This window comes from Kitasatospora sp. NPDC052896, from assembly GCF_044547075.1.
GTDB lineage: Bacteria > Actinomycetota > Actinomycetes > Streptomycetales > Streptomycetaceae > Kitasatospora.
In genome coordinates this window covers 43,905-65,929 of the sequence record NZ_JBITZU010000001.1, presented here as the reverse complement: position 1 = coordinate 65,929, position 22,025 = coordinate 43,905, and the positions used below count along the sequence as shown (strand labels likewise).

Annotated in this window: 17 protein-coding genes and 1 pseudogene; 12 read left to right on the top strand and 6 right to left on the bottom strand. The window is 74.0% G+C overall.

Going from position 1 to position 22,025, the window contains the following annotated elements:
- Positions 1 to 91 precede the first annotated feature (91 nt).
- Together ACIGXM_RS00270 and ACIGXM_RS00265 are read left to right on the top strand one after the other, a co-directional pair.
- A complete protein-coding gene (locus ACIGXM_RS00270) occupies positions 92 to 1,528 on the top strand; it encodes an NAD(P)H-quinone dehydrogenase (protein ID WP_396555233.1) in 1,437 nt (478 codons plus the stop codon).
- Positions 1,529 to 1,726: 198 nt separating this feature from the next.
- Positions 1,727 to 2,650 carry a DeoR/GlpR family DNA-binding transcription regulator gene (locus tag ACIGXM_RS00265; RefSeq protein ID WP_396557290.1) on the top strand — a complete coding sequence of 308 codons (924 nt, stop codon included), beginning with the start codon at positions 1,727 to 1,729 and terminating at the stop codon, positions 2,648 to 2,650.
- Positions 2,651 to 2,719: 69 nt separating this feature from the next.
- On the opposite strand, the gene ACIGXM_RS00260 is transcribed toward ACIGXM_RS00265, so the two are convergent.
- The 4 genes from ACIGXM_RS00260 to ACIGXM_RS00245 all read right to left on the bottom strand — a co-directional run bounded on the left by ACIGXM_RS00260 (position 2,720) and on the right by ACIGXM_RS00245 (position 7,311).
- Positions 2,720 to 4,492, bottom strand: a complete 1,773-nt coding sequence (locus ACIGXM_RS00260) for an acetyl/propionyl/methylcrotonyl-CoA carboxylase subunit alpha (protein WP_396555231.1) — start codon at positions 4,490 to 4,492, stop codon at positions 2,720 to 2,722.
- Positions 4,493 to 4,739: 247 nt separating this feature from the next.
- A complete protein-coding gene (locus ACIGXM_RS00255) occupies positions 4,740 to 5,348 on the bottom strand; it encodes a nucleoside triphosphate pyrophosphatase (protein ID WP_396557288.1) in 609 nt (202 codons plus the stop codon).
- Between the two features lie 60 nt (positions 5,349 to 5,408).
- Positions 5,409 to 5,630 (bottom strand): acyl-CoA carboxylase subunit epsilon, encoded by a 222-nt coding sequence (locus ACIGXM_RS00250; RefSeq protein WP_396555229.1) that lies wholly within the window; start codon positions 5,628 to 5,630, stop codon positions 5,409 to 5,411.
- A gap of 58 nt (positions 5,631 to 5,688) precedes the next feature.
- Positions 5,689 to 7,311, bottom strand: coding sequence for an acyl-CoA carboxylase subunit beta (locus tag ACIGXM_RS00245; protein ID WP_396555227.1), 1,623 nt, complete (start codon positions 7,309 to 7,311; stop codon positions 5,689 to 5,691).
- Between the two features lie 208 nt (positions 7,312 to 7,519).
- Here ACIGXM_RS00245 and ACIGXM_RS00240 point away from each other — a divergent pair, with 208 nt between their 5' ends.
- The 3 genes and pseudogenes from ACIGXM_RS00240 to ACIGXM_RS00230 form a co-directional block, all read left to right on the top strand.
- Positions 7,520 to 8,416 carry a biotin--[acetyl-CoA-carboxylase] ligase gene (locus ACIGXM_RS00240; protein WP_396555225.1) on the top strand — a complete coding sequence of 299 codons (897 nt, stop codon included), beginning with the start codon at positions 7,520 to 7,522 and terminating at the stop codon, positions 8,414 to 8,416.
- Positions 8,417 to 8,587: 171 nt separating this feature from the next.
- Complete coding sequence (locus ACIGXM_RS00235) at positions 8,588 to 9,814, top strand: adenylate/guanylate cyclase domain-containing protein (RefSeq protein ID WP_396555223.1); 1,227 nt, start codon at positions 8,588 to 8,590, stop codon at positions 9,812 to 9,814.
- A gap of 329 nt (positions 9,815 to 10,143) precedes the next feature.
- A pseudogene (locus ACIGXM_RS00230) lies at positions 10,144 to 11,289 on the top strand (GGDEF domain-containing protein); the annotation flags it as partial.
- 632 nt (positions 11,290 to 11,921) lie between these two features.
- Here ACIGXM_RS00230 and fdhD read toward each other — a convergent pair.
- Complete coding sequence (gene fdhD / locus ACIGXM_RS00225; RefSeq protein WP_396555221.1) at positions 11,922 to 12,770, bottom strand: formate dehydrogenase accessory sulfurtransferase FdhD; 849 nt, start codon at positions 12,768 to 12,770, stop codon at positions 11,922 to 11,924.
- Between the two features lie 110 nt (positions 12,771 to 12,880).
- Between fdhD and hutH the strand changes: the two genes are divergently transcribed.
- Positions 12,881 to 14,467: a histidine ammonia-lyase gene (gene hutH, locus ACIGXM_RS00220; protein ID WP_396555219.1), complete on the top strand. Its 1,587-nt coding sequence runs from the start codon at positions 12,881 to 12,883 to the stop codon at positions 14,465 to 14,467.
- A 28-nt stretch (positions 14,468 to 14,495) separates the two neighbouring features.
- Here the strand turns inward: hutH and ACIGXM_RS00215 are convergent, their stop codons facing one another.
- On the bottom strand, positions 14,496 to 14,927 hold the full coding sequence (locus ACIGXM_RS00215) for a hypothetical protein (protein WP_396555217.1): 432 nt from the start codon (positions 14,925 to 14,927) through the stop codon (positions 14,496 to 14,498).
- A 207-nt stretch (positions 14,928 to 15,134) separates the two neighbouring features.
- Here ACIGXM_RS00215 and ACIGXM_RS00210 point away from each other — a divergent pair, with 207 nt between their 5' ends.
- From ACIGXM_RS00210 to hutI, 6 genes are all read left to right on the top strand, one after another.
- Entirely contained in the window at positions 15,135 to 16,001 is an 867-nt protein-coding gene (locus ACIGXM_RS00210; RefSeq protein ID WP_396555215.1) for a MurR/RpiR family transcriptional regulator, read from the top strand.
- 47 nt (positions 16,002 to 16,048) lie between these two features.
- Complete coding sequence (locus ACIGXM_RS00205) at positions 16,049 to 16,393, top strand: hypothetical protein (protein WP_396555213.1); 345 nt, start codon at positions 16,049 to 16,051, stop codon at positions 16,391 to 16,393.
- Between the two features lie 138 nt (positions 16,394 to 16,531).
- Positions 16,532 to 18,199, top strand: a complete 1,668-nt coding sequence (gene hutU / locus ACIGXM_RS00200; protein WP_396555211.1) for a urocanate hydratase — start codon at positions 16,532 to 16,534, stop codon at positions 18,197 to 18,199.
- Between the two features lie 26 nt (positions 18,200 to 18,225).
- Positions 18,226 to 19,410: an allantoate amidohydrolase gene (locus ACIGXM_RS00195; RefSeq protein WP_396557286.1), complete on the top strand. Its 1,185-nt coding sequence runs from the start codon at positions 18,226 to 18,228 to the stop codon at positions 19,408 to 19,410.
- Positions 19,401 to 20,756: a formimidoylglutamate deiminase gene (locus ACIGXM_RS00190; protein WP_396555209.1), complete on the top strand. Its 1,356-nt coding sequence runs from the start codon at positions 19,401 to 19,403 to the stop codon at positions 20,754 to 20,756. Before ACIGXM_RS00195 ends, ACIGXM_RS00190 begins: the two co-directional genes overlap by 10 nt.
- A 52-nt stretch (positions 20,757 to 20,808) precedes the next feature.
- Entirely contained in the window at positions 20,809 to 21,975 is a 1,167-nt protein-coding gene (gene hutI / locus ACIGXM_RS00185; RefSeq protein ID WP_396555207.1) for an imidazolonepropionase, read from the top strand.
- Positions 21,976 to 22,025: the final 50 nt, after the last annotated feature.

Here is a 22,025-nt window from a genome sequence, read left to right as displayed (position 1 = left end):
ACAGCGCGCCGCCGTGACGGTGCTCACAAACGGCTGGTGGAGTGCACAAATCAAAGGCCCCGTGGTCGCGCCGAACTCGGCGTGCGGGACAATGGTCGATGTGACTCGGATCGTGATCATCGGTGGCGGACCCGGCGGATACGAGGCGGCCCTGGTGGCGGCCCAGCTCGGCGCGGAGGTGACCGTCGTCGACCGCGACGGTCTGGGTGGATCGGCGGTGCTGACGGACTGCGTGCCGTCCAAGACGCTGATCGCCACCGCCGAGGTGATGACCGGGTTCGACAGCTCCTACCAGGAGCTCGGGATCACTCTCGCCTGCGCCGCCGAACGCGCGATCAGCGTCGACCTGGGCAAGGTCAACCGCCGGGTGAAGCGGCTGGCGATCGCCCAGTCGCACGACATCACCCAGTCGGTCACCCGGTCCGGGGTCACCATCCTGCGTGGCACGGGCCGGCTCGGCCCGGGCGGCCAGGCGGTGGACGGCTCGCGCGAGGTGCTGGTCGAGGAGTCGGACGGCACCGTCCGCTCGCTGCGCGCCGACGCCGTGCTGATCGCCACCGGCGCGCACCCGCGCGAGCTGCCGGACGCCCGGCCGGACGGCGAGCGGATCCTCACCTGGACCCAGGTCTACGACCTGGACGAGCTGCCGCGCGAGCTGATCGTGGTCGGCTCCGGCGTCACCGGCGCCGAGTTCGCCGGCGCCTACCAGGCGCTCGGCTCCAAGGTCACCCTGGTCTCCAGCCGCGACCGGGTGCTGCCGGGCGAGGACCCGGACGCCGCCGAGGTGCTGGAGGACGTCTTCCGCCGGCGCGGCATGAACGTGATGAGCCGCGCCCGGGCCGAGGCCGTCAAGCGGGTGGGCGACCGGGTCGAGGTGACCCTGGGCGACGGCACGGTGATCAGCGGCACGCACTGCCTGATGGCCGTCGGTTCGATCCCCAACACCGCGGACATGGGCCTGGAGGAGGCCGGGGTCAAGCTCAACGACTGGGGCCAGGTCCAGGTCGACCGGGTCTCCCGCACCAGCGCCCCCGGCGTCTACGCGGCCGGCGACTGCACCGGCGTCTTCATGCTCGCCTCGGTCGCCGCGATGCAGGGACGGATCGCGATGTACCACGCGCTCGGCGACGCGGTGCAGCCGCTCAACCTGAAGACCGTCTCCTCGAACGTCTTCACCGACCCGGAGATCGCCACCGTCGGTTACACCGCGGCGGACGTCTCCTGCGGAAAGATGGACGCGGTCGAGGTCAAGCTGCCGCTCCGGGGCAACCCGCGGGCCAAGATGCAGGGCATCCGGGACGGCTTCGTGAAGCTCTTCTGCCGCCCGGGCACCGGCATCGTGGTGGGCGGCGTCGTGGTCGCCCCGCGCGCCAGCGAGCTGATTCACTCGATCTCGCTCGCGGTGGACAACAACTTGACGGTCGAGCAGGTGGCGAGCGCCTTCACGGTCTACCCGTCGGTGTCCGGTTCGACCGCCGAAGCGGCCCGCCAGCTGCACATTCGCAAGCGGGCCGAGAGCGAATCCTGACCGTTTCACCCGCGCGCGCGGGCGGTTCCTCCGGACGGCCGGGGGCACGCCCGCGTGTGGCGGCGCACATTGTACGGTCGCACGCCGCAGTTGCGTGAGCAGATCCGGCTACTAGCGGCAAACGCCTGAAAGCGGACGGTCAGGGGGGTTACCGTCGGTTCTGTGTTTGCTGCAGAACGTCGCCAGTTGATCCTCGAAATGGTGCGCGCCAACGGAGCCGTGTCGCTCCGCGAGCTGGCCCGCGTCGTCCAGACCTCCGAAGTGACCGTACGTCGAGACGTCCGGGCTCTGGAGGCCGAAGGGCTGCTCGACCGCCGGCACGGCGGCGCGGTGCTCCCCGGAGGCTTCAGCCGGGAGCCCGGCTACCCGCAGAAGACCCACCTCGCCGCCGCCGAGAAGAGCGCCATCGCCGATCTCGCGGCGGGGCTCGTCGAGGAGGGCGACGCGGTCGTCATCGGCGCGGGCACCACCACCCAGGAGCTGGCCCGCCGGCTCGCCCGGGTGCCAGGGCTCACCGTGGTCACCAACTCCCTCCTGGTCGCCCAGGCGCTCGCGCACGCCAACCGGGTGGAGGTGGTGATGACCGGCGGCACCCTACGGGGTTCCAACTACGCCCTGGTCGGCAGCGGTGCCGAGCAGTCGCTGCACGGGCTGCGGGTCTCCAAGGCCTTCATCTCGGGCAGCGGGCTCACCGCCGAACGCGGCCTGTCCACCACCAACATGCTCTCCGCCAGCGTGGACCGGGCCCTGGTCCAGGCGGCCGGGGAGGTGATCGTGCTCGCCGACCACACCAAGCTCGGCGCGGACACCATGTTCCAGACCGTGCCGACGGAGGCGATCACCCGCCTGGTCACCGACGAGCACACGGCCGGTCAGGACCCGACCGCTCGCGAGCTGGACGCGCTCGCCGACTGCGGGGTGCAGATCTCGGTCGCCCCGCTGGGGCTGACCGCCGAGCCGCCGGGGCACGGCGGCCTGGCCCCGCATCCGCCCGGTCCGGCCGTCCCGCGCCGCGCCACCGGGCCGGCGCCCGCCGCCCCGCTGCCCGGCCAGCGCCGACCCGGCGCGCACGGCGGTCCGCCGCCCGGCCACCTGCCGACCCGGCTGGCCGGGGCGCGCTGAAACGGACGTGGCCCGCCGGCCCGGGAAAGTCCGGGAACCAGCGGGCCACCGAGTGAGCGTGCTGCTCGATCAGTCCTTGATCTCGCAGAGTGCCGCGCCACTGCTGACGCTGGCGCCGACCTCGGCGGTGAGGCCGGTGATGGTGCCGGCCTTGTGCGCGTTGAGCGGCTGCTCCATCTTCATGGCCTCCAGGACGATGATCAGGTCGCCCTCGGCGACCGTCTGACCCTCCTCGACGGCGACCTTGACGATGGTGCCCTGCATCGGCGAGGCGAGGGTGTCACCGCTGACCGCGGAGCCGGCCTTCTTCGCACCGACCCGGCGCTTGGCCTTGCCCGTCGCCGCACCGGCCGCGGGCGCGGCCGAGACACCGAGCGAGGACGGCAGCGAGACCTCGATCCGCTTGCCGCCGACCTCGACGACCACGGTCTCCCGGCCGTCGGGCTCCTCGCCCTCGACCGCGCCACCGCTGAACGGCGGGATGGTGTTGTCGAAGTCGGTCTCGATCCAGCGGGTGTAGACGCTGAACGGGCCGTCGGACCCGTGGACCTCCGGCGCGAAGGCGGGGTCGCTCACCACGGCCTGGTGGAAGGGGATGGCGGTGGCCATGCCCTCGACCTTGAACTCGGCCAGCGCGCGGCGGGCCCGCTCCAGGGCCTGCTTGCGGTCACGGCCGGTGACGATCAGCTTGGCGAGCAGCGAGTCCCAGGCGGGGCCGATCACCGAGCCGCTCTCCACGCCGGAGTCCAGCCGCACGCCCGGGCCGGACGGCGGGGCGAACAGCGTCACCGTGCCGGGAGCGGGCAGGAAGTTGCGGCCCGGGTCCTCGCCGTTGATCCGGAACTCGAAGGAGTGGGCGCGGATCGCCGGGTCGTCGTAGCCGAGCTCCTCGCCGTCGGCGATCCGGAACATCTCGCGGACCAGGTCCAGGCCGGTGACCTCCTCGGTGACCGGGTGCTCGACCTGCAGGCGGGTGTTGACCTCCAGGAAGGAGATCGTGCCGTCGAGGGCGACCAGGAACTCGCAGGTCCCGGCGCCGACGTAGCCGGCCTCGCGCAGGATCGCCTTGGACGCCCGGTACAGCTCGGCGTTCTGCTCCTCGGTCAGGAACGGCGCGGGGGCCTCCTCGACCAGCTTCTGGTGGCGGCGTTGGAGGGAGCAGTCGCGGGTGGAGACCACCACGACGTTGCCGTGCTGGTCGGCCAGGCACTGGGTCTCGACGTGACGCGGGTTGTCGAGGTAGCGCTCGACGAAGCACTCGCCGCGACCGAAGGCGGCGACCGCCTCGCGGACCGCCGACTCGTAGAGCTCGGGGATCTCCTCCAGGGTGCGGGCGACCTTGAGGCCGCGACCGCCGCCGCCGAAGGCCGCCTTGATCGCGACCGGCAGGCCGTGCTCGGTGGCGAAGGCGACGACCTCGTCCGGCCCGGTGACCGGGTCGGGGGTGCCGGCGACCAGCGGCGCGCCGGCGCGCTGGGCGACGTGCCGGGCGGTGACCTTGTCGCCGAGGTCGCGGATGGCCTGCGGGGGCGGGCCGATCCAGGTCAGGCCGGCGTCCAGGACGGCCTGGGCGAATTCGGCGTTCTCGGAGAGGAAGCCGTAGCCGGGGTGGACCGCGTCGGCGCCGGAGTCGGCGGCGGCCTTGAGCACCTTGGCGATGTCCAGGTAACTGGTCGCGGGGGTGTCGCCGCCGAGCGCGTAGGCCTCGTCGGCGGCGCGGACGTGCAGCGCGTCCCGGTCGGGCTCGGCGTAGACGGCGACGCTGGCGATTCCGGCGTCCGAGCAGGCCCTGGCGACGCGGACGGCGATTTCTCCGCGGTTGGCGATGAGCACCTTGCGCACTGTGGCTCCCTTCTTGAACCTCGTTGAGTCTAGGGATGACGTGGTAGTACCGGCGAGTAGCCCCAAGTGGTGAGCTTGCCCACACGGAGGGTGACCTGGCTTGCGGCGGGTCCGCGGTGGGGACCGCGGGGGACCGCAGGGGGAAACCGTACGCGGCGCGCTTCGATCTTGCTGGACTTCCACCGAAGCCGTGGTCGACCGCCACCGCCCGGGCGGTTCCGAGCCGTGAGACCGCAGGTCCGGGGTCTCACGCCCAGAGGTCGGTGATCCGGACGTCCAGTTCGCCCAGCAGCCGACGCAGCAGCGGCAGCGAGAGGCCGATCACGTTCCCGTGGTCGCCCTCGATCCCGTCGACGAACGGCGCCGAGCGGCCGTCCAGGGTGAACGCCCCGGCCACCTGGAGCGGCTCGCCGGAGGCGACGTAGCTGGCCACCTCCGCGTCGTCCGGGGTGCCGAAGTGGACCGTGGTCGAGGCGGTGGCCGAGGCCCGCCGCCCGTTCGCGGTGTCGATCACGCAGTGCCCGGTGCGCAGCACGCCGGACCGTCCGCGCATCGACCGCCAGCGCTCCAGCGCCTCGGCGGCGTCGGCCGGCTTGCCGAGCGCGCGGCCGTCCAGCTCCAGCACCGAGTCGCAGCCGATCACCAGCTCGGCGTCCGCCAGCTCCGCCGCCACCGCGGTCGCCTTGGCCTCGGCGAGCACCAGGGCCAGCTCGGCGGGGGTGGTGGCGGTCAGGGCGTCCTCGTCCACGCCACTGACGATCACCCGCGGGTCGAGCCCCGCCTGACGGAGCAGGCCGAGCCGGGCGGGGGAGGCGGAGGCGAGGACGAGCGTGCGGCGGTCGGTCATGGCGCTCAGCCTAGGGCCTGCCCCTACCGCCCCCGCCACCCCTACCGCCCCCGCCACCCCTATCGGGTCCTAACCCGCCCAGCCCGAGGTGCGCCAGGCGTTCGGACCGGGTCGGGGGGTGGGGCGCAGGCGGCGGCCGTAGTCGCGCCAGGGGGAGGCCGGGCCGCCCGCCGCGCCACGGGCCGCCTCGGCGGCGGCCTGTGCGGCGGCGGCCCGGGCTGAGACCACCGCCAGGACGGTGGCCAGCTCCTCGGGGGTCGGCTGCCCGTGCAGCACCTGGATGGGGGGCATCAGGGAGTCCTCTTCCGTCCGTCTCGTCGGCGGGCCGGTCTCTTCGGCGAGCCGGTGTCTACAGGGGAATGTTCCCGTGCTTCCGGGGCGGCAGCACCTCGCGCTTGCCGCGCAGCGCCCGCAGGCCGCGGACGATCTGCCGCCGGGTGTCGGACGGCGCGATCACCGCGTCGACGTAGCCGCGCTCGGCCGCCAGGTACGGGTTGAGCAGGGTGTCCTCGTACTCGGCGAGCAGCTCGGCCCGCCGGGCGTCGGCGTTGTCCACCGCCGCCGCCTCGGCCAGCTCGCGCCGGTAGACGATGTTGACCGCGCCCTGCGCGCCCATCACGGCGATCTGCGCGGTGGGCCAGGCCAGGTTGAGGTCGGCGCCCAGGTGCTTGGAGCCCATCACGTCGTAGGCGCCGCCGAAGGCCTTGCGGGTGATCACGGTGATCAGCGGCACGGTGGCCTCGGCGTAGGCGTAGATCAGCTTGGCGCCGCGGCGGATGATGCCGTCCCACTCCTGACCGGTGCCGGGCAGGAAGCCGGGCACGTCCACGAAGGTGAGCACCGGGATGTTGAAGCTGTCGCAGGTCCGCACGAAGCGGGCGGCCTTCTCGCTGGCCGCGATGTCCAGGCAGCCGGCCAGGTCCATCGGCTGGTTCCCGACGATGCCGACCGGGTGCCCCTCGACCCGGCCGAAGCCGGTGATGATGTTGCCGGCGTAGAGCGGCTGAGTCTCCAGGAACTCACCGTCATCGAGCACGTGCTCGATGACCTTGTGCATGTCGTACGGCTGGTTGGCCGAGTCCGGGATGAGCGTGTCGAGTTCGAGGTCCTGCTCGGTGACCGTGAGGTCGGCCTCCTCGGGGTAGGCCGGCGGGTCCGTCAGGTTGTTCGACGGCAGGTACGAGAGCAGGTTCTTGACGTACTCGACGGCCTCCTTCTCGTCGGCGGCCAGGTAGTGCGCGTTGCCCGACTTGGTGTTGTGCGCCCGCGCGCCGCCCAGCTCCTCCATGCCGACGTCCTCGCCGGTCACCGTCTTGATCACGTCCGGGCCGGTGATGAACATGTGCGAGGTCTGATCGGCCATCACCACGAAGTCGGTGATCGCGGGGGAGTAGACCGCGCCGCCCGCGCAGGGGCCCATGATCAGTGAGATCTGCGGGATCACACCCGAGGCGTGCACGTTGCGGCGGAAGATCTCGCCGTACAGGCCGAGCGAGACCACGCCCTCCTGGATCCGGGCGCCGCCGGAGTCGTTGATCCCGACCACCGGGCAGCCGGTCTTCAGCGCGAAGTCCATCACCTTGACGATCTTCTCGCCGAAGACCTCGCCGAGCGAGCCGCCGAAGACCGTGAAGTCCTGGGCGAAGACCGCGACCTGACGGCCGTCCACGGTGCCGTAGCCGGTCACCACGCCGTCGCCGTACGGCCGGTTCTTCTCCTGGCCGAAGTTGGTCGAGCGGTGCCGGGCGAACTCGTCGAACTCCACGAAGGAGCCCTCGTCCAGCAGCTCCCGAACCCGCTCACGGGCCGTCAGCTTGCCCTTGGCGTGCTGCTTCTCGACCGCGGTGGCGGAGCCGGAGTGCACCGCCTGGTCCAGCCGGCGGCGCAGGTCGGCGAGCTTGCCGGCGGTGGTGTGCGGGTCCAGGGCCGGATCGGCCGGACTGGTGGTGGGGAGCGATGCGGCCTCGGACATCCCGTGGAGTTCCTCACTCGAAAGAGTCGCGGTACAGAGGGGCGGCGACGGAGTCCGGGCAGGACGGTGCCGGGACTACCGCGCAGTAGCGTAGCCACGGCCGGACAGTTGTCGTTATGGCCAGCGACACAGTGTGTTAACGCTCGTTCTGCGGGACGATGGGTCGGCCTACGGCTACCCGCCGTGGCCAAGCCCTAGGGTAGGGGCCATGACCGAGCCGGATCGCCCCCGCCGCAGCGGACTTCGTGGTTTCGGCCACGACGGACCGTCCCCCTGGACCGACCTCGACCGTCCCCCGCTGGACGCGGCCGCGCTCCGCCACGACCTGCTGCTCCCGGACGCGCTCTGGACGGCGCTGGACGTGGTCACCGAGACCGGCTCCACCAACACCGACCTGACCGCCCGGGCCAGGGCCGGCGAGGCCGAGGGCGCGGTGCTGATCGCCGAGCGGCAGAACGCCGGGCGCGGGCGGCTGGACCGGCGGTGGGCCGCCCCGGCCCGTTCCGGCCTCTTCCTCTCCGTGCTGCTGCGCCCGCGGGTGCCGCGCGAGCGGCTGGGCTGGCTGCCGATCCTGGTCGGGGTGGCGGCCGCCAGCACGATCGCCCGGGTGGCCGGCGTGGAGATCGGCCTGAAGTGGCCGAACGACCTGCAGGTCGAGGTGGCCGGCGAGGAGCGCAAGCTGGGCGGCATCCTCACCGAGCTGAGCGGTGACGCGGTGGTGGCCGGCCTCGGTCTGAACGTCTCGCTGCGCGCCGACGAGCTGCCGGTGCCGACCGCGACCTCGCTGGCCCTGGCGGGCGCCGAGGTCACCGACCGGACCACGCTGCTGCGCGCGCTGCTGCGCGAGTTCGCCGAGCTGTACCGGGAGTGGCAGGACGCGGCGGGCGACCCGCACGCCAGCGGGCTGCTGCCGGCGTACGCCGCCCGGTGCAGCACGCTCGGCCGCGAGGTGCTGGTCCAGCTGCCCGGCGAGCGCGAACTGCGCGGCGAGGCGGTGGCGGTGGACGGCGACGGCCGGCTGGTGGTGCGCACCCCGGACGGCACCCGCCAACCGGTCGGCGCGGGCGACGTGTTGCACGTCAGGCCGCAGCCCAAGCAGGGCTGAAGCAGGGCTGAAGCAGGGGTGCTCGGGTCCGGATGCCCCGGATCGGGCGATTCCGTGCGACCATTCCACCTGGCAACGGTGTGAGGCGCGCCACTGTCGGACCGACGGTGCCGGCCTCACCGCGGAAGCAGGACATCGAGGCAAGTGCGACGACCGCACGGGGACGGACCGGTGGCAGACGAGGACGGCAGGCACCAGCCGGAGGACAGCCCGAACGGCGACGGCCCGAACGGTGACAACGGTCAGAGCGGCCAGAACGGCAACGGGGGCCCCGAGGAGGCGGACCACACCGTCGCGCTCGATCTGGAGCGGCTGATCCTGGGGGCGCCGCGCCGCTACACCCCCTACCAGGCGGCCCGCACGGCCGAGGTGCCGATGGAGTTGGCCACCCGGTTCTGGCGGGCGATGGGCTTCCCGGACATCGGCCAGTCCCGGGCGCTCAACGACGGTGACGTGATCGCGCTGCGCCGGCTGGCCGGCCTGGTGGAGTCCGGGCTGATCAGCGAGTCGATGGCGATCCAGGTGGCCCGGTCGACCGGGCAGACCACCGCTCGGCTGGCCGGCTGGCAGATGGACACCTTCCTGGAGAACCTGACCCAGCCGGTCGAGCCGGGGATGACCCGGGCCGAGGTCGCCTACCCGCTGGTCGAGCTGCTGCTGCCGGAGCTGGAGCAGTTCCTGGTCTACGTCTGGCGCCGGCAGCTGGCCGCGGTCACCGGCCGGGTGGTGCAGGCCGCCGACGACGTCGAGATCACCAGCGGTCGGCTGGCGGTCGGCTTCGCGGACCTGGTCGGCTTCACCCGGCTCTCCCGGCGGCTGGAGGAGGAGGAGCTGGGCTCGCTGGTGGAGACCTTCGAGTCCACCTGCGCCGACCTGATCGCCGGTCAGGGCGGCAGGCTGATCAAGACCCTGGGCGACGAGATCCTCTACGTCTCCGAGGACCCGGTGACCGCGGCCGAGATCGCGCTCAGCCTGGTCGAGACGCTGACCGAGGAGGAGAGCATCCCCGCGCTGCGGGTCGGCATGGCCTTCGGCACGGTCACCTCGCGGATGGGCGACGTCTTCGGTACCACGGTCAACCTGGCCAGCCGGCTGACCTCGATCGCGCAGAAGGACGCGGTGCTGATCGACGGTGAGTTCGCCGCCGCGCTGGAGCAGGCCGGGGCGGCCTCCCGGGGTGGCGCGGACGGCTCCGGGACGGCCCAGGCCCAGCTGGCCGAGGCGCTCGCGGCGGCCTCCGGGACGCCACTCGGCACGCTGGGGCAGCGGGCCGGGGAGGTCGAGGCGGCCGGCGGGCCGCGCTTCCAGCTGCACCCGATGTGGCGCCGGCCGGTGCGCGGGCTCGGGCTGGTCGAGCCGTGGCTGCTGGCCCGCCGGACCAAGGGGCCGCACGGCTGACGGCGGCCGGCGCGCGGCCGATCGCCCGATCGCCGCCCGCCGCTCACCCGGTCGGCCCAAGCCCCACCGTTCTCCACGAACCGGGCATATCCTCAGCAAACACCCCTACGCTGGTGCCTGGGCCGGAATGGTGACCGTTCCCGGAACGGTGCTGCGGCAGGACGGTAGGGGCGAGCGTGGGCGGTGCGCAGGTGATGGCGGAACTCGGACACCCAGAACCGGCCCCGGGCCCGGCGGCCCCGGGCGAGGGCAGTGCCGCCGGGCCGGACCAGGTGACGGCCGTCGGCCTGGACCACCGGTTGCAGGCCGTGGTCGAGCTGGCCCAGGACATGGCCGGCGCGCAGAGCGCCCTGGAGGCGGTCCGGTCCGCCGCCGGCCGGGCCACCGAGGCGCTGGAGGCCACCATGGCGGCGATCTCGGTCTGGGACCGGGAGTCCGGCCGGCTGCGGGTCCTGGTCAACCACGGGGAGCTGGCCGCCGGGGAGGAGGAGATCCCGGAGGACGAGTCCTACCCGGTGGCCGACTTCCCGGAGATCGTCACCTATCTGGAGGAGCACTGGAGCACCGGCCGGCTGCCGCGCGCCTGGGTGCAGACCGCCGATGACCTGGTGCCGCACGCCGTCCACGCGCATCCGGGCGCGGGCGCGTTCTGTCAGCAGCGCGCCGCCGGTCTGCGCCGGCGCGGGCGGTCCTGCTGCCTGGTGGCCCCGATCGTGCTGCACGGCCAGGCCTGGGGCGAGCTCTACCTGGCCCGCGGCGAGGGGCTGCCGGTCTTCACCGAGTCGGACGCCCAGTACGCCACCCTGCTGGCGGCGCAGATCTCGGCCGGGCTCGCGCAGACCGAGCGGCTCGCCGACCTGCGCCGGCTGGCCTACACCGACCCGCTGACCGGACTGGCCAACCGGCGCGCGGTGGACGCCCGGCTGGAGGCCGCGCTGGCCACCCACAACCGCGACAACACCGTGGTCACCCTGGTGGTCTGCGACGTCAACGGGCTCAAGCGGATCAACGACCAGCACGGCCACGAGATGGGCGACCGGCTGCTGGAACGGTTCGCCAACCAGCTCTCGATGGCCGGTGCCAGGCTGCCCGGCTCGCTGGCCGCGCGGCTCGGCGGCGACGAGTTCTGCCTGCTGGCGGAGGGCCAGAAGGCCGACCAGGTGGTCGCGGTGGCCGAGGAGCTGTGCGCCCGCGCGCTGCAGCTGGCCGACGGGGAGGGGGTGGCCTGCGGGATCGCCTCGACCGGCGACTCGATCGGCCCGGTCTCCACCCCCGCCCGGCTGTTCCGGCTGGCCGACGCGGCGCAGTACCGGGCCAAGGCGGCCCGGTCGGCCCACCCGGTGGTGGCCGGCCGCAGCCACGGCCCGGGCCTGGAACCCGATCCGACCGTGCTGCTCGCCGACGCCGCCGACCCGCGGCACCGCGCGGACGGCCGGGGCCGGCCCGGCCCGGTCGCCGGTCGCGGCCCGCACGGCGACCGCCGTCGGATCCGCGGCGCCGCGCACAGCGCCGACCCGGGGCAGCTGCTGACCGGCGTGCTCGGCGCGCTGGACCAGCAGGAGGGCACCCTCCGGCTCAGCCACCCCGCCGACACCCTGGGCCGGCTGACCACCGTCGCGGAGACCGCGGCCCGGCTGCTGGACGCGGTGGCTTGGTGGGTCTCCTACGTGCCGCCCGGCTCGCAGCTGATGCGCACCACGCAGCACGCCGTCTACCGGATGACCAAGGGGCCGTCCGCCTACGGCGAGAACGCGGTGTCACCGGGTGCGGCCCGCCGGGCGGAGGACCAGCGCGCCCGGATCGAGGCCCCGGACGCCGTCTTCGACCTGCGCCACTACCCGCTGACCCGGCGCGCGGTGCGCGGCGGCAGCTTCGCGCTGCGCACCGGCACGCCGGGCAACGACCCGGCCGAGGAGGCGGTCCTGGTGGTCGGCGGCTACCGGGGGATGGTCGCGGCGGGTGGTGCCAATCCGGCCGGCGGCTGGCTGTTGGAGCTGTTCGCGGACGACTCCACGCTGCCGCTCGGTCAGATCGCGCCGGCCCTGCGCACCCTGGTCGCGGTGGCGCTGTCCGGTCCGGCCTCACCGCCGCCGAGCTGACGGCGGTCTCAGCCGATCCGGTCCGGCCGGGTGTAGACGTTGGCGCGCTCCCCGCGCAGGAAGCCGACCAGGGTGAGCCCCAGCTCCTCGGCCAGGTCCACCGCGAGCGAGGAGGGCGCGGAGACCGCGGCGAGCAGCGGCAGCCCGGCCAGCGCGGCCTTCTGGGTCAGCTCGAACGAGGCCCGGCCGCTGACCAGCAACAGGTGGCCGGTGAGCGGCAGCCGGCCCTCGCGCAGTGCCCAGCCGACCACCTTGTCCACCGCGTTGTGCCGGCCGACGTCCTCGCGGGCGCAGAGCAGCTCGCCGTCCGGCCCGAACAGGCCGGCCGCGTGCAGGCCGCCGGTGCTCTCGAAGGTGCGCTGGGCGGCCCGCAGCCGGTCCGGCAGCGCGTAGAGCAGCTCGGGACGGACGGTCAGCGGGTCGTCGGCGGGCTTCCAGCGGACGTGGGTGCGCACCGCGTCCACGGTGTCCCGGCCGCAGAGCCCGCAGGCGCTGGTGGTGAGCAGGTTGCGGTGGGCGGAGAGCGGCAGCGGACGGTCGCCGCGCAGCGTCGCGTCCACGATGTTGTAGCTGTTCGCGCCGGAGCCGTTCCCGCCGGAGCCGTTCGCCCCGTCCGGGTCGGTGCCGGCGCAGTAGCGCAGGGCGGCCAGCTGCTCGGCCTCGTGCAGCAGGCCCTCGCCCACCAGGAAGCCCGCCACCAGGTCGAAGTCCTGGCCCGGGGTGCGCATGGTGACGGTGAGTGGCTCGCCGCCGATCCGGATCTCCAGCGGCTCCTCGGCGGCCAGCGCGTCCGGCCGCAGCCCCCGCTCGGTCCCGTGCAGCCGTACCACCCGTCGCCGTGCCGTCGCCCGTGCCATGCCGTCCGCCTTCCGCCGCTGCCGTTCTCCCTCCAGGATGGGGCACGGAGCATCGTGCGATCCTCTGGTTGTCATATCTCCATTCAGCTGATCTGATAGTGCATATGGATATGCACAGTGCTGTGGCCCCCGACGCGCCCCTCGTCCAGGTCGGCAAGGCCGACGTCAGTGCCGAGGACGTGCTCGCCGTCGCGCGGGGCAACGCCCGGGTCGAGATCGGCCCCGACTCGCTGGCCGAAATGGCCGCCTCCCGCGCCCGGATCGACGCCCTGGCCGCCGAGCCGCGGCCGGTCTACGGCGTCTCCACCGGGTTCGGCGCGCTCGCCGTCCGGCACATCAGCCCCGAGCTGCGCGCCCAGCTGCAGCGCTCGCTGGTCCGCTCGCACGCGGCCGGCATGGGCCCGGCCGTCGAGCGCGAGGTCACCCGCGCGCTGATGTTCCTGCGCATGAAGACCCTGGCCTCCGGCCGCACCGGGGTCCGCCCGCTGGTCGCCGAGACCATGGCGGCGCTGCTCAACGCCGGCATCACCCCGGTGGTCCGCGAGTACGGCTCGCTCGGCTGCTCCGGCGACCTCGCGCCGCTCTCGCACTGCGCGCTGGTGCTGATGGGCGAGGGTGTCGCGTACGGCCCGGACGGCGTCGAGCGCCCGGCCGGCGAGCTGCTCGCCGAGGCCGGCATCACCCCGGTCGAGCTGCTGGAGAAGGAGGGGCTGGCCCTGATCAACGGCACCGACGGCATGCTCGGCATGCTGGTGATGGCCTGCGCCGACCTGGCCCGGCTGTTCACCACCGCCGACATCACCGCCGCGATGTCGCTGGAGGCGCTGCTCGGCACCGACAAGGTGCTCGCCCCCGAGCTGCACGGCCCGATCCGTCCGCACCCGGGCCAGGCGCTGAGCGCCGCCAACATGCTGGCCGTGCTGAGCGGCTCCGGCCTGACCGGGCACCACCAGGACGACGCCCCGCGGGTCCAGGACGCCTACTCGATCCGCTGCGCCCCCCAGGTGGCCGGTGCGGGCCGGGACACCCTGGCGCACGCCCGGCTGGTGGCCGACCGCGAGCTGGCCGCCTCGGTCGACAACCCGGTGGTGCTGCCGGACGGCCGGGTGGAGTCCAACGGCAACTTCCACGGCGCGCCGGTCGCCTACGTGCTGGACTTCCTCGCCGTCGCCACGGCCGACCTCGGCTCGATCGCCGAGCGCCGCACCGACCGGCTGCTCGACAAGGCCCGCTCGCACGGCCTGCCGGCCTTCCTGGCCGACGACCCGGGCGTGGACTCCGGTCTGATGATCGCCCAGTACACCCAGGCGGCCCTGGTCAGCGAGAACAAGCGGCTCGCCGTGCCGGCCTCGGTGGACTCGATCCCGTCCTCGGCGATGCAGGAGGACCACGTCTCGATGGGCTGGTCGGCCGCCCGCAAGCTGCGTCAGGCGATCGACAACCTGGGCCGGATCCTGGCCGTCGAGTTGACCGCCGCGGCCCGCGCGCTGGAGATCCGCGAGCAGGCGCACGCCGGCGGCGAGGGCAGCCCGCTGGCGCCGGCCACCGCCGCCGCGGTCGCGGTGGCCCGGGAGGCCGGGGTCGGCGGTGCCGGCCGGGACCGGTTCCTCGCCCCGGACCTGGCGGCGGCCGAGGAGCTGGTCGCCTCGGGCGCGCTGGTGCGCGCCGTCGAGGCGGTCACCGGGCCGCTGGCCTAGTCGTCGTTCGGGCGCGGGTGAGCGGGCCTCAGGCCCACTCGCTCCGCCCGATCCGCGAGCGCCGCTCCTCCTCCTGGCGGTCGCGGCGCTGGCCGAGCGCGGCGGCGAAGTTGACCCCGACGATCCCCGCCCAGCACAGCAGCGTCCCGGCCAGACCGCTGGTGGTGGCGATGCCGGTCAGCGGGACCGCCATCACCAGCGAGATCGGCACCATCGTGTTGCCGCCCCAGCGGCGGCGCTCGCGGCGGGGCCGGTCGGTCTCGTACGGCGCGGGACCGTACGAGGCCAGCCGCTCGCCGACCCGCTGCTCCACCCGGGCGTCCAGCCGGGCGTCGATCCGGGCGAGGAAGGAGTCGACCAGCTCCGACTCGTACTCGGCGCCGAGCTCCTTGCGGGTGTGCAGGGCGGCCTCGAGATCGCGCTTCAGTTCTGACGGGCTGTCACCGGAACGGGTTTCCATGGTGGACAGCCTGAGCCCCGGCGGGCCCCGCGGTCCAGCCGGAGGCGGCCCTCTCAGGGGGAAATCAGGGTCTCCCCGGAGGGACCCGGAGAGAGCCCCCGGACGGGCTCCGGCGTCCCGGCGGGCGAGACGTTATTGCCTGCCCGGGGCCGCTGCTGCACAGTCGAGCCGACCAGCATGGTCCGCACCTCCTCGAAGGGACCGCCGATGTCCGAGACCGCCGAGCCGTCCCTGGGCCCGTCCGCCCGTCTGCTCGACCTGTTCGACAAGCAGCGGCTGACCCCGACCCAGCGTCGGATCGCCCACGCACTGGTCCGGCACGCCGCCGAGGCGCCCTTCCTGTCCAGCGTCGAGGTGGCCGAGCTGGCCGGGGTCAGCCAGCCGTCCGTGACCCGGTTCGCGGTGGCGCTCGGCTACGACGGCTACCCGGCGCTGCGCAGGCGGCTGCGCGAGCTGGGCGGTGGCGAGCCGGCCGCGCCGGAGAGCGCCGACGAGGCGGTGCGCAACGAGCACCAGCAGGCGGTGCTGGCCGAGATCGCCCACCTGCGGCGGCTGGCCGAGCTGCTGGCCGACCCCGAGCCGATCGTCCGGGCGGCCCGACTGCTGGCCGCCTCCCGACCACTGCCGGTGCTCGGCCTGCGGGCCGCCTCGGCGCAGGCCGGCGGCTTCGCCTACTTCGCCGCGAAGGTGCACCCGGACATCCGGCTGCTGAACGAGGGCGGCAGCCTGCTCGCCGACCTGATCGAGCAGGCCGCGGCGGCCGGCGCGAGCGCGCTGCTCTGCTTCGCGCTGCCGCGCTACCCGCGCGAGCTGATGGACGCCCTGACGGTGGCCCGGGACTGCGGGCTGACCGTGGTCACCGTCGCCGACAGCGCCTTCGCGCCGGTCGCCAAGCTCTCCGACCTGATGCTGCCGGCCGAGGTGGGCACCGGCCTGGTCTTCGACACGGCCTGCGCGCCGATGGTGCTGGGCCGGGTGCTGCTGCAGAGCATGTGTGACGAACTCCCGGACGCGGAGGCCAGGTTGGAGGCCATCGAGCAGTCCGCCGCGGCCCGCGGACTGTTCCTGGAGTAGGGGTACGGACCCGCGGTGGCGGGCATCCTTCGGAGAGGTGAACGGGGGTGTCCGCGATGCGCGTGATCCACGAAATGAGACCGGTCGGCAGACTCTCCTCCGGGGCCGAGGAGTGGGCCTGTCCCAGCTGCGGCCGGCGGGTCGCGCTGGGCGGTGGGCAACCCGGGCTCACCGTGCTGGACCCGGGCGACGAGAGCGCGGTGCACATCGGCATCGTGGATCCCCGGCCGGCCGCGGGGCCGGCCGAGCGCTACGGGTTGGGCCCGGTGCAGGAGATCCCGCGCCCGACGTCGCTGCCGATGACCCCGGCGGATCCGGCCGAGACGGCCGAGCGGGACCGCGCGTGGCTGGCCGAGATCGGCATCGACTGGGACGGCGACAGCGCGGCCTGAGGCGTGCCCGCGCGCCCTGGCGGGTCGGTGCCCGGACTGATCAGATGGTGGGAGGTGGGGTCTGGTCGGCGGCCGTTTGTTTGGATATATTCAGGCCGACCGATCGTGAATGAATCTATCCGCAAGGAGGCCGGAAGCATGGTGCAGCAGACGAGCGGCCCGCGCGAGGTGCGCGCGGCCCGTGGGACCAACCTCAGCGCCCAGGGCTGGCAGCAGGAGGCCGCCCTGCGGATGCTCATGAACAACCTCGACCCCGAGGTCGCCGAGCACCCGTCCAAGCTGGTCGTCTACGGCGGCACCGGCAAGGCCGCCCGTGACTGGCGCTCGTACGACGCCATGGTGCGCACCCTGCGGACCCTGAAGCAGGACGAGACCATGCTGGTCCAGTCCGGCCGCCCGGTCGGCGTGATGCAGACCCACGAGTGGGCGCCGCGGGTGCTGATCGCCAACTCCAACCTGGTCGGTGACTGGGCCAACTGGGAGGAGTTCCGCCGGCTGGAGAGCCTCGGCCTCACCATGTACGGCCAGATGACCGCAGGTTCGTGGATCTACATCGGCACCCAGGGCATCCTCCAGGGCACCTACGAGACCTTCGCCGCCGTCGCCGCCAAGAAGTTCGGCGACAGCCTGGCCGGCACCATCACCCTCACCGCCGGCCTCGGCGGGATGGGCGGTGCCCAGCCGCTGGCCGTCACCATGAACGGCGGCGTGGCGATCTGCATCGACTGCGACCCGTCCCGGATCTCCCGCCGGATCGAACACCGCTACCTGGACGTCGAGGCCAACGACCTGGCCCACGCGCTCGACCTGGCCACCAGCGCCCGCGACCGCAGGCAGCCGCTCTCCATCGGCCTGCTCGGCAACGCCGCGGAGCTGTTCCCGCAGCTGCTCGCGATGGACGCGCCGATCGACATCGTCACCGACCAGACCAGCGCCCACGACCCGCTGAGCTACCTGCCGATCGGCGTCGACTTCGACGACATGGCGGACTACGCGGCGAGCAAGCCGGCCGAGTTCACCCAGCGCTCGCGCGAGTCGATGGCCAAGCACGTGGAGGCCATGGTCGGCTTCCAGGACAAGGGCGCCGAGGTCTTCGACTACGGCAACTCGATCCGCGGCGAGGCCCAACTCGCCGGCTACAACCGGGCGTTCGATTTCCCCGGATTCGTCCCGGCGTACATCCGCCCGCTGTTCTGCGAGGGCAAGGGCCCGTTCCGCTGGGCCGCGCTCTCCGGCGACGCCCGGGACATCCAGAAGACCGACCAGGCCGTGCTCGACCTCTTCCCGGAGAACGAGTCGCTGCACCGCTGGATCAGGATGGCCCAGGAGAAGGTGCACTTCCAGGGCCTGCCGGCGCGGATCTGCTGGCTCGGCTACGGCGAGCGCGACAAGGCCGGCGAGCGCTTCAACGACATGGTCGCCAGCGGCGAGCTCTCCGCGCCGATCGTGATCGGCCGCGACCACCTGGACTGCGGATCGGTCGCCTCGCCCTACCGGGAGACCGAGGCGATGCTGGACGGCTCGGACGCGATCGCCGACTGGCCGCTGCTCAACGCCATGGTCAACGTCGCCTCCGGCGCCTCCTGGGTCTCCATCCACCACGGCGGCGGCGTCGGCATCGGCCGCTCGATCCACGCCGGCCAGGTCACGGTGGCCGACGGCACCCCGCTGGCCGGCGAGAAGATCCGCCGGGTGCTCACCAACGACCCGGGCATGGGCGTGATCCGGCACGTGGACGCCGGCTACGACCGCGCGGTCGAGGTCGCGGACGAGCGCGGGGTTCGCGTCCCGATGGGTGAGCTGTGACCCTGGACCCCACCTCGTACCGCCGGATGTGGGCGGAGCTGCTCCCGGTGGGCCGCTCCGCCGCGTCCGGCGGCTACCGCCGGCACGCCTGGAACGCCGCCGACGCCGAGTGCCGGGCCTGGTTCGAGGAGCAGGCCCGGGCCCGCGGCCTGGCCTACGAGCTGGACCGCAACGGCAACCAGTGGGCCTGGCTCGGTGATCCCGCCGGCGACGGCGCGATCGTCACCGGCTCGCACCTGGACTCGGTGCCGGACGGCGGCGCGTACGACGGCCCGCTCGGCGTGGTCTCCTCCCTCGCGGCGGTGGACGAGCTGCGTCGCAGGGGCGCGCGGCTCGACCGGCCGCTCGCCGTGGTCAACTTCGGCGACGAGGAGGGCGCCCGGTTCGGCGTCGCCTGCGTCGGATCCCGGCTCGCCACCGGCCTGCTGACCCCGGACCAGGCCCACGAGCTGCGCGACGCCGACGGCGTCCGGCTGCCGGACGCCATGGAACGGGCCGGCCACGACCCGGCGGCGATCGGCGCCGACCCCGAGCGGCTGGCCCGGATCGGCGCCTTCGTGGAGCTGCACGTCGAGCAGGGCCGCTGGCTGACCGAGGACCAGCCGGTCGGCGTGGCCAGCGCCATCTGGCCGCACGGCCGCTGGCGCTTCGACTTCCACGGCGAGGCCAACCACGCGGGCACCACCCGGATCGACGACCGCCGCGACCCGATGCTCACCTTCGCCACCACCGTGCTGGCGGCCCGCAAGAAGGCCCGGCTGGCCGGCGCGCTGGCCACCTTCGGCAGGGTCGCCGTCGAGCCCAACGGCACCAACGCGATCGCCTCGCTGGTGCGCGGCTGGTTGGACTCCCGGGCGGCCGACGAGGCCACCCTGGACGCGGTGGTCGAGCAGATCCGACAGGCGGCCGACGAGCGCGGCGAGCGCGACGGCGTCAAGGTCGAGCTGACCCGCGAGTCCTACACCCCGGTGGTGGACTTCGACGGGCCGCTGCGGGACCGGCTGGCCCGCACCCTGGGCGGCGTCCCGGTGCTGCCGACCGGAGCCGGACACGACGCCGGGATCCTGGCATCGGCGGTCCCGACCGCCATGCTGTTCGTACGAAACCCGAGCGGCGTCTCGCACTCCCCGGCCGAACACGCCGAGGAGGCCGACTGCCTCGCGGGAGTGGCGGCACTCGCGGACGTCCTGGAGGACCTGGCATGTCAGTGACCCCGGTGTACTGGGCGGAACTCGCCTGGCTGCCGCACGTCAACGGCCCGGTGGTGGAGGCCGAGGTGCTGGTCGAGGTGGCCGCGGACGGGACGATCGCCAAGGTCACCCCGGACAGCGGCCCCTGCCCGCCGCGGGCCGTCCGGCTGGACGGCCTGCTCGTCCCCGGCCAGGCGAACGCGCACTCGCACGCCTTCCACCGGGCGCTGCGCGGCACCGTCCAGGTCGGCTCGGGCACCTTCTGGACCTGGCGGGACACCATGTACCGGTTCGCCGGCGCGCTGGACCCGGACAGCTACCTGGCGCTGGCCACCGCGGTCTACGCCGAGATGGCGCTGGCCGGGATCACCGCGGTGGGGGAGTTCCACTACCTGCACCACGCCCCCGGCGGCGGCCGGTACGACGATCCCAACGCGATGGGCGAGGTGCTGATCGAGGCCGCCGCCCGGGCCGGGATCCGGATCACCCTGCTGGACACCTGCTACCTCTCGTCCGGCTTCGGCGCCGAGCTGACCAAGCCCCAGCTCCGGTTCGGCGACGGCGACGCGCACGCCTGGGCCGAACGGGCGAGCGCGCTGCGCCCGCGCCCGCACGCCCGGATCGGCGCGGCGATCCACTCGGTGCGCGCCGTCCCGGCCGAGCAGCTCTCCACCGTCGCGCACTGGGCGGCGATGCGGCAGGCCCCGCTGCACGTCCACCTCTCCGAGCAGACCGCGGAGAACGACGCCTGCCTGACCGCGCACGGGGTCACCCCGACCCGGCTGCTCGCCGACCACGGCGTGCTCGGACCGCGCACCTCCGCGGTGCACGCCACCCACCTGAGCGACGAGGACGTCAAGCTCCTCACCGACTCCTCGACGGTCATCTGCATGTGCCCGACCACCGAGCGCGACCTGGCCGACGGCATCGGCCCGGCCCGCCGGTTGGCCAGCGCCGGCTGCCCGATCACCCTGGGCAGCGACAGCCACGCGGTGATCGACCCGTTCGAGGAGGCCCGCGCGCTGGAGCTGGACGAGCGGCTGCGCACCCGCACCCGCGGCCACTGGACGGCCAACGCGTTGCTGCGGGCCGGCACCGAGGACGGCCACGCCTCACTGGGCTGGCCGGAGGCCGGCCGGATCGAGGCCGGCGCGCTGGCCGACTTCACGGTGATCGCGCTGGACTCGGTGCGCACCGCCGGGCCGGCCCCGCGACTGGGCGCGGAGACCGCGGTCTTCGCGGCGAGCGCGGCCGACGTGCGGCACGTGGTGGTCGGCGGCCGGCCGATCGTGCTGGACGGGCGGCACCAGCTGGTCGCCGACGTCCCGGCCGCGCTGCGCGACTCGATCGGCGCGCTGCTCCGCTGACGCCCTTCGCCGACCGCCGTTCCCCTGACCGCCACCCCGCCGAGAGGGCCCCATGAGCAGCACCCTGATCACCAACATCGGCAGCCTGGTCACCAACGACCCGTCCCGCCCCGGCCTGCTCGGGACGGTCGAGCGGGCCGCCGTCGTGATCGACGGCTCGGTGGTGACCTGGACCGGTGCCGCGGCCGACGCGCCGGCCGCCGACCAGCGGATCGACGCCGAGGGCCGGGCGCTGCTCCCGGGCTTCGTCGACTCGCACGCCCACCTGGTCTTCGCCGGCGACCGCACCGCCGAGTTCAACGCCCGGATGTCCGGCCAGGCCTACACCGCGGGCGGGATCCGCACCACGGTCGCCGCGACCCGGGCCGCCGGCGACGCCGAGCTGGACGCCAATCTGGCCCGGTTCGTCGCCGAGGCGCTGCGCCAGGGCACCACCACCATCGAGTGCAAGTCCGGCTACGGCCTGACCGTCGCCGACGAGGCCCGGGCGCTGCGGATCGCCGCCGCGCACACCGCGGAGACCACCTACCTGGGCGCCCACGTGGTGGCCCCCGAGTACGCCGACGACCCGGCCGGCTACGTCGACCTGGTGACCGGCGAGATGCTGGACGCCTGCGCCCCGCACGCCCGCTGGGTCGACGTCTTCTGCGAGACCGGCGCCTTCGACGGCGACCAGGCGCGGGCCGTGCTCACCGCGGGCATCAAGCGCGGCCTGATCCCCCGGGTGCACGCCAACCAGCTCTCGTACGGCCCGGGCGTGCAGCTCGCGGTCGAGCTGGGCGCCGCCTCGGCCGACCACTGCACCCACCTGACCGACGCGGACGTCTCGGCGCTGGCGGAGGGCGAGACGGTCGCCACCCTGCTGCCCGGCGCGGAGTTCTCCACCCGCGCCCCCTACCCGGACGCGCGCCGGCTGCTCGCCGCGGGCGCCACCGTCGCGCTCTCCACCGACTGCAACCCGGGCTCCAGCTTCACCAGCTCGATGGCCTTCTGCATCGCGGTGGCGGTCCGCGAGATGGGGATGACCCCGGACGAGGCCGTGCACGCCGCCACCGCCGGCGGCGCCCGGGCACTGCGCCGCACCGACGTCGGCCACATCGCCCCCGGCGCCCGCGCCGACCTGCTCCTCCTCGACGCTCCCTCCCCGGTCCACCTGGCCTACCGTCCGGGCGTCCCGCTGACCGCCGCCGTCTGGCGGGCCGGCGTCCGCGAGGTGTGAGGCGCACGGCGAAGGGCCGGTACCCCCGCGGGGGTACCGGCCCTTCGCCG

Coding starts and splice junctions, on each gene's coding strand:
- ACIGXM_RS00270 (WP_396555233.1), top strand. CDS start 92: ATGGTCGATGTGACTCGGATCGTGATCATCGGTGGCGGACCCGGCGGA.
- ACIGXM_RS00265 (WP_396557290.1), top strand. CDS start 1,727: ATGGTGCGCGCCAACGGAGCCGTGTCGCTCCGCGAGCTGGCCCGCGTC.
- ACIGXM_RS00250 (WP_396555229.1), bottom strand. CDS start 5,630: ATGCCCCCCATCCAGGTGCTGCACGGGCAGCCGACCCCCGAGGAGCTG.
- ACIGXM_RS00245 (WP_396555227.1), bottom strand. CDS start 7,311: ATGTCCGAGGCCGCATCGCTCCCCACCACCAGTCCGGCCGATCCGGCC.
- ACIGXM_RS00240 (WP_396555225.1), top strand. CDS start 7,520: ATGACCGAGCCGGATCGCCCCCGCCGCAGCGGACTTCGTGGTTTCGGC.
- fdhD (WP_396555221.1), bottom strand. CDS start 12,770: ATGGCACGGGCGACGGCACGGCGACGGGTGGTACGGCTGCACGGGACC.
- hutH (WP_396555219.1), top strand. CDS start 12,881: ATGCACAGTGCTGTGGCCCCCGACGCGCCCCTCGTCCAGGTCGGCAAG.
- ACIGXM_RS00215 (WP_396555217.1), bottom strand. CDS start 14,927: ATGGAAACCCGTTCCGGTGACAGCCCGTCAGAACTGAAGCGCGATCTC.
- ACIGXM_RS00210 (WP_396555215.1), top strand. CDS start 15,135: ATGTCCGAGACCGCCGAGCCGTCCCTGGGCCCGTCCGCCCGTCTGCTC.
- hutU (WP_396555211.1), top strand. CDS start 16,532: ATGGTGCAGCAGACGAGCGGCCCGCGCGAGGTGCGCGCGGCCCGTGGG.
- ACIGXM_RS00195 (WP_396557286.1), top strand. CDS start 18,226: ATGTGGGCGGAGCTGCTCCCGGTGGGCCGCTCCGCCGCGTCCGGCGGC.
- ACIGXM_RS00190 (WP_396555209.1), top strand. CDS start 19,401: ATGTCAGTGACCCCGGTGTACTGGGCGGAACTCGCCTGGCTGCCGCAC.
- hutI (WP_396555207.1), top strand. CDS start 20,809: ATGAGCAGCACCCTGATCACCAACATCGGCAGCCTGGTCACCAACGAC.